At 66.4% G+C, this 12292-nt stretch carries 13 protein-coding genes; 7 read left to right on the plus strand and 6 right to left on the minus strand.

Annotated features, from left to right (window positions below; translation table 11 throughout):
* Position 1: 1 nt before the first annotated feature.
* A complete protein-coding gene (tatB, locus tag ORI27_RS10800) occupies positions 2 to 415 on the plus strand; it encodes a Sec-independent protein translocase protein TatB (protein WP_265996820.1) in 414 nt (137 codons plus the stop codon).
* 71 nt (positions 416 to 486) lie between these two features.
* Here the strand turns inward: tatB and ORI27_RS10805 are convergent, their stop codons facing one another.
* The 4 genes from ORI27_RS10805 to ORI27_RS10820 all read right to left on the minus strand — a co-directional run bounded on the left by ORI27_RS10805 (position 487) and on the right by ORI27_RS10820 (position 4907).
* The gene (locus ORI27_RS10805) at positions 487 to 1629 is read right to left on the minus strand and encodes an Mrp/NBP35 family ATP-binding protein (protein ID WP_265996821.1); all 1143 of its coding nucleotides are present in this window, start codon (positions 1627 to 1629) and stop codon (positions 487 to 489) included.
* Positions 1630 to 1718: 89 nt separating this feature from the next.
* Entirely contained in the window at positions 1719 to 2909 is a 1191-nt protein-coding gene (locus ORI27_RS10810; RefSeq protein WP_265996822.1) for a lytic transglycosylase domain-containing protein, read from the minus strand.
* A gap of 136 nt (positions 2910 to 3045) precedes the next feature.
* Positions 3046 to 3603 carry a DUF1003 domain-containing protein gene (locus ORI27_RS10815; RefSeq protein WP_265996823.1) on the minus strand — a complete coding sequence of 186 codons (558 nt, stop codon included), beginning with the start codon at positions 3601 to 3603 and terminating at the stop codon, positions 3046 to 3048.
* Complete coding sequence (locus tag ORI27_RS10820) at positions 3600 to 4907, minus strand: magnesium transporter MgtE N-terminal domain-containing protein (RefSeq protein WP_265996824.1); 1308 nt, start codon at positions 4905 to 4907, stop codon at positions 3600 to 3602. Before ORI27_RS10820 ends, ORI27_RS10815 begins: the two co-directional genes overlap by 4 nt.
* Before the next feature lie 24 nt (positions 4908 to 4931).
* Here ORI27_RS10820 and ORI27_RS10825 point away from each other — a divergent pair, with 24 nt between their 5' ends.
* Positions 4932 to 5900: an HpcH/HpaI aldolase/citrate lyase family protein gene (locus ORI27_RS10825; RefSeq protein ID WP_265996825.1), complete on the plus strand. Its 969-nt coding sequence runs from the start codon at positions 4932 to 4934 to the stop codon at positions 5898 to 5900.
* On the opposite strand, the gene ORI27_RS10830 is transcribed toward ORI27_RS10825, so the two are convergent.
* Together ORI27_RS10830 and ORI27_RS10835 are read right to left on the minus strand one after the other, a co-directional pair.
* Positions 5901 to 6374, minus strand: a complete 474-nt coding sequence (locus ORI27_RS10830) for a DUF4190 domain-containing protein (protein WP_265996826.1) — start codon at positions 6372 to 6374, stop codon at positions 5901 to 5903. It lies immediately after the preceding gene.
* A gap of 4 nt (positions 6375 to 6378) precedes the next feature.
* Positions 6379 to 7005, minus strand: coding sequence for a DUF4190 domain-containing protein (locus tag ORI27_RS10835; RefSeq protein WP_265996827.1), 627 nt, complete (start codon positions 7003 to 7005; stop codon positions 6379 to 6381).
* A gap of 151 nt (positions 7006 to 7156) precedes the next feature.
* Between ORI27_RS10835 and ORI27_RS10840 the strand changes: the two genes are divergently transcribed.
* The 5 genes from ORI27_RS10840 to ORI27_RS10860 all read left to right on the plus strand — a co-directional run bounded on the left by ORI27_RS10840 (position 7157) and on the right by ORI27_RS10860 (position 12196).
* Positions 7157 to 7675, plus strand: a complete 519-nt coding sequence (locus ORI27_RS10840; RefSeq protein WP_265996828.1) for a general stress protein — start codon at positions 7157 to 7159, stop codon at positions 7673 to 7675.
* 178 nt (positions 7676 to 7853) lie between these two features.
* A complete protein-coding gene (locus ORI27_RS10845; RefSeq protein WP_265996829.1) occupies positions 7854 to 9266 on the plus strand; it encodes an ABC transporter substrate-binding protein in 1413 nt (470 codons plus the stop codon).
* The gene (locus ORI27_RS10850; protein WP_265996830.1) at positions 9263 to 10177 is read left to right on the plus strand and encodes a carbohydrate ABC transporter permease; all 915 of its coding nucleotides are present in this window, start codon (positions 9263 to 9265) and stop codon (positions 10175 to 10177) included. Before ORI27_RS10845 ends, ORI27_RS10850 begins: the two co-directional genes overlap by 4 nt.
* A gap of 2 nt (positions 10178 to 10179) precedes the next feature.
* Positions 10180 to 11016, plus strand: coding sequence for a carbohydrate ABC transporter permease (locus ORI27_RS10855; RefSeq protein WP_265996831.1), 837 nt, complete (start codon positions 10180 to 10182; stop codon positions 11014 to 11016).
* Positions 11017 to 11020: 4 nt separating this feature from the next.
* A complete protein-coding gene (locus tag ORI27_RS10860) occupies positions 11021 to 12196 on the plus strand; it encodes an ABC transporter ATP-binding protein (protein WP_265996832.1) in 1176 nt (391 codons plus the stop codon).
* Positions 12197 to 12292: the final 96 nt, after the last annotated feature.

Raw genomic sequence — 12292 nt, forward strand, 5'->3', positions numbered from 1 at the left:
GATGTTCGCCAACGTCGGGTGGGGCGAAATGCTCCTGCTGGTCGTCATCGGGCTGGTGGTCCTCGGCCCCGAGCGACTGCCGGGCGCCATCCGCTGGACGTCCAATTCGCTGCGGCAGGCGCGCGACTACATCAGCGGCGCGACCAGCCAACTCCGCGAGGACCTGGGACCCGAATTCGAGGATCTGCGCCAGCCGCTGAGCGAACTGCAGAAGCTTCGTGGCATGACACCGCGGGCCGCGCTGACCAAACACCTGCTCGACGGAGACGACTCCTGGATCAGCGAGGCGTTCCAGTCGCCGGACAAGCCCGGCGCGGAGAAGCCGCACAGCGCGCCGCCACCACAGCCGGCGACGCCCAAGTCCGAGCCGTTGACGCCCGGCACGCCCGCACCCTTCGACGCCGACGCCACCTGAAGTTCACCGCGAACATCGACTTTTGCGCTCAGAATGCGCAGATCGCCCAACGACTCGACGCTCGGCGCGGACTACAGGTGGCGGGTGGTGTCCAAGCCCAGGGACATCCCGGCCAGCCCGCGTCGGCGCGCAGCCAGTTTGTCGGCGATGCTGCGCAATTCCATGCCGGCCGCCGAGTCGGGAGCCGAAAGCACCAGCGGCACACCGGAATCACCCGCGGAAACCAATGCCGGATCGAGGGGAACCTGCCCGAGAAGTGGAACGTCGGCGCCAACGGCCTGGCTGAGCCGCTGCGCGACCTGCCGGCCGCCGCCCTCACCGAAGATCTGCATCGTCGTACCGTCGGGCATGAGTAAACCGGACATGTTCTCCACGACGCCGACGATGCGCTGCCGGGTCTGCAGTGCGATCGCGCCGGCGCGTTCGGCGACTTCGGCCGCCGCGAGCTGCGGGGTCGTGACCACCAGGATCTCCGCGCCGGGGATGAGCTGAGCCACCGAGATCGCAACGTCGCCGGTGCCCGGCGGCAAGTCCAGTAACAGCACGTCGAGGTCGCCCCAGAACACATCGGCCAGGAACTGTTGCAACGCCCGGTGCAGCATCGGCCCGCGCCACACCACCGGCGCGTTGCCCTGGGTGAACTGGGCGATCGAGATGACCTTCACCTCGTGGGCGATCGGCGGCAGGATCATCGACTCGACCTGGGTGGGGCGCTCGGCGGTGCCCATCATCCGCGGAACCGAGTGGCCGTAGATGTCAGCGTCGAGGACGCCGACTGACAGGCCGCGAGCCGCAAGCGCGGCGGCGAGGTTGACCGTCACGCTGGACTTGCCGACCCCGCCCTTTCCGGATGCGACGGCGTAGACCCTGGTCAGGGAACCGGGCTGGGCGAACGGGATCACCGGTTCGGCTGCGTCGCCGCGCAGCTGCTTACGCAGTTCGGTGCGCTGTTCGTCGTTCATCACGTCCAGGGCGACGGTCACCGCGGCGGTGCCGGGCACATCGGCGACGGCCTGGGTCACCCGTTCGGTGATTTCGGTCTTCTTCGGGCACGCCGCGGTGGTCAGGTAGATCTCGACGTGCACGGCACCGTCGTCGCCGACGACGATGTTCTTGACCATGTTGAGCTCGGTGATCGGCCGCCGCAGCTCAGGGTCGATCACTTTGGCCAGCGCCGCGCGGACCTGGGATTGCAGCTCATGTGTTTCGGACATCAGCGGCCAGTGTATTTGTCGACGAACGTCACATCCGCCTCGCACTCGGCGTCGAGCGTCGCCCTGCAGTGACGGTCGTTGCCCGAAAGCTAGGCAGCAGGTCCGGGCAGCGCGCCGTGGACATCTGGCAGCGGCGCCGCCGGGGCCGCGGGAGCGGGGTCTACCACCGGTGCCGGCGGAGGCGGCGGTGGTGGTGGTGGCATCCAGAACGGCGGCCACGGTGGCGGTGCCGCGGGGGGCGGAGCATCGACGGGTGGGGCAGCGACCGGCGGAGCCTGCGAGCCCAGGCAGATCACCTCGCATGGCGCCGTCGGCAGAGCGCCTGCCGGACCGGGCAGCGGACCCAACGCGATCTGTCCGGCCGTCTCACTGTTACCGAGATTGAGCTGTGTCAGCGGATCGGTGGAGGGCAGGCCGATCGCGTTGAGCGGCAGGCCCGGGCCCAGACCTTCCGGGTGCTCGAGGTGAGCGTCACCGAGAGCCGGCACCGGTCCGACAATCGGCGGCAGGTTGATCGGTTCGACGCCGGTGGCGTAGGCGGCGGCCCAGCCCAGCACGTTCTGGGCATAGGCCATCGAATTGTTGTAGCGCAGAATCGCGGTCAGGACCTGCGACTGGTTACGCAGGTTCAAACCGCCGCTACACAGGTAACGGGCCGCGGCAAGCGCCGAGTCGTAGACATTCTGGGGATCGGCTTTACTGTCCCCGTCGCCGTCAGCGGCGTAGCGCGACCAGGTGCCCGGCAGGAACTGCATGGGTCCCATCGCCCGCGCGTAGATCGGGCGCCCGGCCTGAACGGTCTGCACGATGACCTCATTGCCCGCCAGGGTGCCGTCCAGCGTCGGGCCATAGATCGGGTTGATGGCGGTTCCGCGCGAGTCGGTGGCGCCGCCGTTGGCGTGCATGGACTCGATGCGGCCTATGCCTGCCAGCAGGTTCCAGCTCAGCCCGCAGCCCGGGGCGGTGGCGGCCATCGCCTGCTCGGCGTTGCGGTAGGCGGCCAGTGCTACCGAGGGGATCCGCATGGACCCCGGCGAGTTCACCACGACCGCCGGGGGCGGGACCGACGGAGTCGCCGCGGCGAAGTGAAAGTTGGTCGGCTGCTTCGAAAGCGCGACGACCGTCGCGCCCGAGGTATCGGTCTGCGGCGAGACGGCGGCCAGTGGGGTGACTTCGGCGCCGAAGACCGGCGCCCGGGGCAGATCGGGTGCCGCGCCGACGGCTCCGGCGAGCACCACGGGCGTGAGCACAGCAATTCCGAATGCAGGTTTCCGCACCATCCGGCTGACGCGGTTCCCTATGCCCACTCGTCCGTCCTCAACAGGCTCGTCCGTCCATCACCACAAAGCATGTGCTTGTGAACCAAGTCACCATACATACCTTCGTGACCTCAGTGGTATCCAATGGTCACCTTTGTCACGAACCGGCTTCGTCGACCGCGGGCTCAACTGTCGGTCTGGCTTTCTTGGGCTTGTCCTTCTTGACCTTGCCCGTGCTGTCGGGCCGCGGCGAATCCAGCAACTCACGTATCTCTTCGAGCTCGCGGCGCAGGTAGTCGCGGGTGGCCACTTCGCCGACGGCCAACCGCAGGGCGGCCAGCTCGCGGGCCAGGAACTCGGTATCCGCTTTCGTCTGCTCGGAACGGCGGCGGTCCTCCTCGAGCGACACCCGGTCGCGGTTCTCCTGGCGATTCTGGGCCAGCAGGATCAGCGGCGCGGCGTACGCGGCCTGGGTGGAGAACGCGAGGTTCAGCAGGATGAACGGATAGGGATCCCAGCGCCAGCGCACCGCGAACAGGTTCAGTGCGATCCAGACGATGACGAGGATTGTCTGCCAGAGCAGGTAGCGCCCGGTGCCCAGGAAGCGGGCGATCGATTCGCTGAACCGGCCGACCGCCTCGGGGTCGACGTTGAACGTCGGGCGCCGCGAGGTGCGGGGGGTGTCGAGGCGCTGGCGCGCAGACAGATCACTCACGTTACCCCCTCTGCGCTGGTCACCGGGCCGGACAGCTGCGGATCCTCGAAGCTTTCCCGCCAGTCGTCAGGCAGCAGATGATCGAGCACGTCGTCGACGGTCACCGCCCCGAGCAGATGGTTCTGCTCGTCGACCACAGGACCGCAGACCAGATTGTAGGCGGCGAAGTACCGCGTGACCCCGGCCAACGAGGTGCCCGGCGTCAGGCTGGGCAGGTCGGTGTCGACGATGCCGCTGACCAGATTGGCGGGCGGTTCGCGCAGCAGCGCCTGCAGATGCACGCAACCCAGGTAGCGCCCGGTCGGGGTGGCCGTCGGTGGTCGTACCACGAACACCACCGACGCCAGCGCCGGCGTGAGGTCGGGATCGCGGACGCGGGCCAGGGCCTCGGCGACGGTGGTGTCGGGCGCCAGGACCACCGGATCAGAGGTCATCAGGCCGCCCGCGGTGTCGGGCGAGTGGCTCAGCAGCCGGCGCACCGGTTCGGAGTCCTCCGGGTCCATCCGGCGCAGCAGCGCCTCGGCCTCGGTCGGATTCAGCACGCCAAGCAGGTCGGCGGCGTCGTCGGGATCCATGGCCTCCAGCACATCGGCCGCCCGCTCGGTATCCAGTCGCAACAGCAGGACGGTCTGGTCGTCCTCAGGCAGCTCCTGCAGGATGTCGGCCAACCGCTCGTCGTCGAGCGCGTTGATCACCTCGGTGCGACGTTTGTCGGGCAGATCCCGGATCGCGTCGGCCACCTCGATCGGGCGTTTGCCGTCGAACTGGTGCAGGAGCTGGGCGACTCCCTGTCCGGGCATCGCCAGTGCCGACGGGGTCAGGCCGGCCACGTTGTGCCAATCCACCACCTGGACCGTCGAGCGCCGGCCCAATCGACGGTGGCTGCGTACCGCGACCCGAGTGACCACCCAGTCACGGGAGCGGACCTGCTCGATGCCCAGGTCGACGACCACCACATCCACGCCGCTCATCTGCGGCAACTCCGGGTCGTTGACCCGGACCCTGCTGTCAAGAACCTGGCCGAGCACCAGAACCTCGCCGGGGCGTTGGGCGAAGCGGCGCAGCGACACGTTGCCGGTGTTGAGCGTCACCGCGTTCGGCTCGATGGCGGTCACTCGCAGGATGGGTACGAAAATCCTTCGGCGGGTGAGTAATTCGACCACCAGGCCAAGGACTCGCGGCTGCTGGCGCACGATGCTCATACTGATCACGACGTCCCGGACCCGGCCGAGGGATTCTCCATCCGGCCCCAGCACGGCCAGACCCGCCAGCCGTGCCGCGTACACCCTGTTCACCGACGCCATGACTCAAAGGGTAGGAGTGTAGGCGTGGATAACGCCTATCGACCCCGCCGAACGTGTCTCTCCGTTCCGGGCAGCAATCCCAAGATGATCGAGAAGGCCAAGGGCTTGTCCGCCGACGAGGTGTTCCTCGACCTGGAGGACGCGGTGGCACCAGATGCCAAGGCACAGGCCCGCAAATACGTCGGGGCGGCCTTGGCGAGCCCGGGCTGGGCAGGTCAGTTACGGGGTGTGCGGGTCAACGACTGGACCACGCCGTGGACACATGCCGATGTCATCGACGTAGTGTCCGAGGTCGCCTCCGCGCGCGACGGCCACCTCGATGTCATCGTGTTGCCCAAGGTGACCGATGCCAGTCACATCCACGCGCTGGATCTGTTGCTGACCCAGCTCGAATTGACCCACGGTCTTCCGGTCGGGCGGATCGGCATCGATGCCCAGATCGAAGATGCGAAGGGGCTGAGCAACATCGACGCGATCGCGGGTGCGCCGCGGGTTCAGGCCCTGGTCCTCGGGCCCGCGGACCTGATGGCCAGCCTCAACATGCGCACTCTGGTGGTGGGCGAGCAGCCCGAGGGCTACGACGTCGGCGACGCCTACCACCACGTGCTGATGACGATCCTGGTCGCGGCCCGGGCGCACGGCATCGCCGCGATCGACGGACCGTATCTGAAAGTGCGTGACGTGGCCGCGTTCCGGCGAGTGGCCGGACGCGCGGCGGCGTTGGGGTACGACGGCAAATGGGTCCTGCACCCCGACCAGATCGCGGCGGGCAACGAGATCTTCAGTCCGCGTCAAGACGAGTACGACCGCGCCGAGCTGATTCTCGAGGCATACGAATGGCACACCTCGAAGGCCGGCGGTTCCCGTGGGGCGGTGATGCTCGGCGACGAGATGCTCGACGAAGCCAGCCGCAAAATGGCGCTGGTGGTCGCCGGCAAGGGCCGGGCAGCCGGGATGGAGCGTCAGGGCGAGCGGTTCGTGCCGCCGGTGTAGTTACGGGTAGTAGTCGGGGGACGACGGGACGATAGCCGCGACGAGGACCGAGAAAACGAACAAGAGCGCATAGCCGACGACGACGACGGCGCCGATCGCCAGCCCGGCGACCGCAAGCCCGAAGCCGTCCTGGCCGGTGCGCTTGGTTTCGCGCATCGCGATGATCCCGAGGATGATCCCGGCGATCGAGGGGAGTCCGCACAGCATCAGACCGGCCAGCGAGGTCACCAACGCCGCGATGGCCTTGCCGTTGGTACCCGGTGGTTTGGTCGGCCGGTACGGATCGTAGGGATCGATCCCGTAACCGGGGTAGGCGGGCGCCGGATACGGATAGGGCGCCGGCGGCGGGTAGGGCATCGGATAGGGCGGCGGATACACCGGCGGCGGCAGCGGTGGGTAATTCGTCGGATAGTCCACCGGCGGGTAGGGATCGGCGGGCGTCGGCGAACCCTCAGGGAGTGGCGGGTTGGTCATCGGGTCAGCGCCAGGCGAACATCGCCCAGATCACGCTGATGATCAGCGTCGCCACACCTACTACGATTCCGGCGACGGCCAATCCGTATCCACCCTGCCGAGATTGCTTGATCTGGTTGAGCGCGACGAGGCCGAGCACGATTCCGACGATCGAGCCGATCCCGCACAGCAAACCGATGACCGCAGCGACCAACGACCAGATCGCCAGAGTGTTGGTACCCGTGTCCGGGGCGGGGTAGCCGTAGCCGCCGGGGTAAGGGGCTCCGCCGTATTGCGGGGGCGGTGGCGGGGGTGGATACCCGCTGCCGCCTTGCGGGGCCGGATAGGGCGGCGTCGGTTCGGAATAGCCCGGCGCTCCGAAGCCGCCGGGGGCCGGCGGCGGGTACCCGGATTGCGGGGTGTAGCCCGGCGGCGGATAGCTGGGCGCGGGATAGCCCGACGGCGGGAATCCGCTTGGTGCCTCGTAGCCGGGGTATGCCGGCGGGGTAGTGGCTTCGTAACCCGACGGGGTCTCGTATCCCGGCGGAGCCGGGTTCTGCTCGATGGGCGGAGCTTCATAGGTCCCTTCGGAAGGGCCCTGATCGTCCGCGTTCTGCGGCTTTTCGCCGGAGTCGCCGCCGGAAGCTGTCATGCTGTTCAACCTAGCGTATGTGCAGGTGGCGCGGGACTGGCTTGCCGCGGGGCACCAACGCCTGCGGTGCCGCGTTGAGCAGGCAACGGGCCGTCTTGCGCGAGCAGTCACGACGCGACAAACGGCACGCACGACAGGAGAATGTGCAGATATGACCAGTCCTTTTCCACCCGGTCAGAACCCAGGCGGTGCGGCCGCAGCGTCCCGCCGCGGTCCAGCGGCCCTGCCGACCCCGCCCAAGGGCTGGCCCATCGGTTCCTATCCCACCTATGCGGAGGCCCAGAAGGCCGTCGACTATCTATCCGACGAGCAGTTTCCGGTCGAGCAGGTGACCATCGTCGGGGTCGATTTGATGCAGGTCGAACGGGTCACGGGCCGGCTGTCGTGGCCCAAAGTGCTCGGCGGCGGTGTGATCACCGGCGCCTGGCTGGGCATCTTCATCGGCCTGGTGTTGGGATTCTTCAGCCCCAACCCGTGGGCATCCCTGATCACCGGCGTGGTCGCCGGTGTGATCTTCGGCCTGATCACCTCCGCGGTTCCATACGCGATGGCCCGTGGCACAAGGGATTTCAGTTCGACGATGCAGTTGGTGGCCGGCCGATACGACGTTCTGTGTGATCCGCAGAGCGCCGAGAAGGCGCGGGACATGCTGGCGCGCTTGACGATTTAGCGGCGCTTTCCGGCGCCTATTACGGGTCACGATTGGGCCGCATACGGCGTGGGAGTGTTGCACATCACGCCGCCGGGGTTCTACGGTTTGGGCCGCGGGGTAACGCCCTGCCGTGATGCAGCCTGCGCCGAGGCCGGACAGGTGCGCCACGAGTCGAGAAGACGGGAGTCGGTTGCGGATGGCTTGCCCAGGCGCACGCGCTCGGCGGGTGGGCGCGGTCGCGATAGCCGCTCTGACCATGACATCGGCGGTGTCGTCGTGCAGTGCCGGTGATCACGGCATCGTCGTCAGCTTCTACACACCGGCCAGCGAGACCGCGACTTTCACCGCCGTCGCCAAACGCTGCAACGATGAACTCGGCGGGCGTTTCCGCATCGAACAGCGCAGTCTGCCCAAGGGCGCCGACGATCAGCGGCTGCAACTGGCCCGCAGGCTGACCGGAAACGACCGCACGCTCGACGTGATGGCACTCGATGTGGTCTGGACCGCGGAGTTCGCCGAAGCCGGTTGGGCATTGCCGTTGTCCGACGATCCGGCCGGGCAGGCCGAGGCTGATGCGACCGACAACACGCTGCCCGGCCCGCTGGCGACGGCCGAATGGCAGAACAAGCTCTACGCCGCCCCGGTCACCACAAACACCCAATTGCTCTGGTATCGAGCGGATTTGGTCGACCCTCCGCCAGACACCTGGGACGGGATGGTCGCCGAGGCGACCCGATTGCACGCGGAGGGTAAGCCGAGTTGGATCGCCGTCCAGGCCAAGCAATACGAAGGCCTGGTGGTGTGGTTCAACACTTTGCTGGAAAGCGGTGGGGGGCAGGTGCTTTCCGATGACGGCAAACGGGTCACGCTGACTGACACTCCCGAGCATCGGGCCGCGACGGTCAAGGCGCTTCAGATCATCAAGGCGGTGGCGACCGCACCCGGTGCCGACCCGTCGGTGACGCAGACCGACGAGGGCACCGCGCGTCTGGCCCTCGAACAGGGCAAGGCGGCCTTGGAGGTCAACTGGCCATTCGTCTTCGCCTCGATGCTGGAGAACGCCGTCAAGGGTGGCGTGCCGTTCCTGCCGCTGGGCGAGAACCCGGAACTGGCGGGCAGTATCAATGACGCGGGCACGTTCTCGCCGTCCGACGACCAGTTCACCATCGCCTTCGATGCCGCCAAGGAGGTATTCGGTTTCGCGCCGTATCCGGGTGTGATTCCGGGCCAGCCGACCAGGGTCACCCTGGGCGGGCTGAATCTTGCGGTGGCCAAGACCACACGGCATCCGGCTGAGGCGTTCGAAGCCGTTCGCTGCATCCGGAATCTGGACAACCAGAGGTACACCTCGATCGAGGGCGGGCTGCCGGCGGTACGCACCTCGCTGTACTCCGATCCGGAGTTCCAGAAGAAGTATCCGCAGTACGCGATCATCCGCGATCAGCTGACCACCGCGGCGGTCCGCCCGGCGACGCCCAACTATCAGGCGGTGTCGACCCGCATTTCGGCGACGCTGGCCCCGATCACCAAGATCGACCCGGAGAAGACCGCGGACGAGCTCACCGAGCAGGTGCAGAAGGCGATCGACGGGAAGGGGCTGATCCCATGACCGCGGCAACGGCACCGACTGCTGCGGCCCGCAGCGACGATCGCCGGTCCCAGCGTCGGCTGGCCTACCTGCTGATCACCCCGGCGGTGGTGATGATGCTCGCGGTGACCGCCTATCCGATCGTGTACGCCCTGTGGCTGAGCCTGCAGCGCTACAACCTGGCCAGTCCGGCCGACACGAAGTTCATCTGGTTCGAGAACTACCAGACCATCCTGACCGACAAGTACTGGTGGACGGCGTTCGTCGTCACCGGAGTCATCACGGTCGTCTCGGTGGCCATCGAGTTCGTGCTGGGTATGGCGTTGGCACTGGTCATGCACCGGACCATTTTCGGCAAGGGGTTGGTGCGAACCGCGATACTCATCCCATACGGCATCGTGACCGTCGCGGCGTCCTACAGCTGGTACTACGCATGGACGCCCGGCACCGGGTACCTCGTGAATCTCCTTCCCGACGGCAGTGCGCCACTGACACAACAGATTCCGTCGCTGGCCATCATCATCCTCGCCGAGGTGTGGAAGACCACGCCGTTCATGGCGCTGCTGTTGCTGGCCGGGTTGGCGTTGGTGCCGGAGGATCTGCTCAAGGCCGCCCAGGTGGACGGGGCCGGCCCCTGGACGCGGCTGATCAAGGTGACGCTGCCGTTGATCAAACCGGCAATCCTGGTGGCCCTGGTGTTCCGCACTCTCGACGCGTTCCGAATCTTCGACAACATCTATGTGCTCACCGGCGGTGCCAACGACACCGCATCGGTGTCGATCCTCGGTTACGACAACCTGTTCAAAGCGTTCAATATCGGCCTGGGCTCGGCGATCAGCGTGCTGGTGTTCCTCTCGGTGGCCGTCATCGCGTTCATTTACATCAAGCTGTTCGGTGCTTCGGCGCCTGGCGCGGACAACGAGGTGCGGTGACCATGTCTGAGCGGGTTGGCGCACGGCGGGCGGCGAGTTGGATCGTCATCGACGCCATCGTGGTGATCTACGCGCTGTTCCCGGTGCTGTGGATTCTGAGCCTGTCGCTGAAGCCGACGTCAACCGTCAAGGACGGCAAGCTGATTCCGTCGCAGATCACCTTCGACAATTACAAGGGCATCTTCAACGGCGATGCCTTCAGCTCGGCACTGATCAACTCGATCGGCATCGGGCTCATCACCACACTGATCGCGGTGGTCATCGGCGGGATGGCGGCCTACGCTGTGGCCCGACTGGACTTCGCGGGCAAGAAGGCGCTCATCGGTGCGGCACTGCTGATCGCGATGTTCCCCCAGATCTCGCTGGTGACACCGCTGTTCAACATCGAACGCCGGATCGGCCTGTTCAACACCTGGCCGGGATTGATCATTCCGTATATCACATTCGCTCTGCCGCTGGCGATCTACACGTTATCGGCGTTCTTCCGGGAGATCCCGTGGGATCTGGAGAAGGCCGCGAAGATCGACGGTGCCACGCCGGCCCAGGCGTTCCGGCGGGTCATCGCGCCGCTGGCCGCACCGGGCATCGTGACGGCCGCCATCCTGGTGTTCATCTTCGCCTGGAACGACCTGCTGCTGGCGCTGTCGTTGACGGCCACCAGCGCCGCGATCACCGCGCCGGTGGCCATCGCGAACTTCACCGGCAGTTCACAATTCGAGGAACCGACCGGGTCGATCGCCGCGGGCGCGATGGTGATCACCATTCCGATCATTGTGTTCGTTCTCATCTTCCAAAGACGAATCGTCGCCGGTCTGACCTCCGGCGCGGTGAAGGGATAGTTCGATGGCCGAGATCGTTCTGGACCATGTCACCAAGAGTTACCCGGACGGCGCCGTCGCCGTAAAGGACCTGAGCCTGACGATCGCCGACGGCGAATTCGTCATCCTGGTCGGACCGTCCGGTTGCGGGAAGTCCACCACGTTGAACATGATCGCCGGCCTGGACGACATCAGCTCCGGGGAGCTGCGTATCGGCGGGGCGCGGGTCAACGAGAAGGCACCCCGTGATCGTGACATCGCGATGGTCTTCCAGTCTTACGCGTTGTACCCGCACATGACGGTCCGTCAGAACATCGCGTTCCCGTTGACTTTGGCCAAGATGAAGAAGGCCGAGATCGCCGAGAAGGTCGAGGAGACGGCGAAAATCCTTGATCTGTCTGATCTTCTGGACCGTAAACCCTCGCAGCTGTCCGGCGGTCAGCGCCAGCGGGTCGCGATGGGCCGGGCAATCGTACGCCAGCCCAAGGCGTTCCTGATGGACGAACCGTTGAGCAATCTCGACGCCAAACTCCGCGTGCAGATGCGCGGTGAGATCGCCCGGCTGCAGAACCGGCTGGGAACCACCACGGTGTATGTCACACACGACCAGACCGAGGCAATGACGCTCGGGGACCGCGTTGTGGTGTTGCGCGCCGGTGAGGCACAGCAGATCGGCACGCCGGAGGAGCTCTACGAGCGACCGGCGAACCTGTTCGTCGCCGGGTTCATCGGCTCGCCGGCGATGAACTTCTTCCCGGCGGCACTCACCGATATGGGGCTGCAGTTGCCCTTCGGTGAGGTGACCTTGAGCCAGGAGGTTCAAGAGATGGTGGGCCGGCATCCCAAACCCGCCAACGTCATTGTCGGGATTCGTCCCGAGCACTTCGAGGATGCCGCGGTGCTCGACGCCTATGAACGCATCCGGGCATCGACTTTCGAGGTGAAGGTCGACCTGGTCGAGTCGCTGGGTGCCGACAAGTATGTGTATTTCACGACTTCCGGCGACGCAGTGAAGTCGGCCCAGCTGGCCGAGTTGGCAGCCGATTCCGGTGCCGGTGAGAATGAGTTCGTGGCAAGGCTTTCCGCGGAGTCCAAGGCGGCAATCGGCCAAACCATCGAGTTGGCGTTCGACACGACCAAGTTGCATATCTTCGACGCCGACAGCGGTGTGAACCTGACCGTTGTACCTGCCAGGGGCTAACGAAGAGCTGAGTCAGCCGATCGGGTCGGCTCTTGACGCCACGAAGTTGAGGTGTTGCGGTTCGGGCCGGATCGCGACGGTGTCGTCCGCTATGTG

It is taken from the genome of Mycobacterium pinniadriaticum (assembly GCF_026242045.1).
Classification (GTDB): Bacteria; Actinomycetota; Actinomycetes; order Mycobacteriales; family Mycobacteriaceae; genus Mycobacterium; species Mycobacterium pinniadriaticum.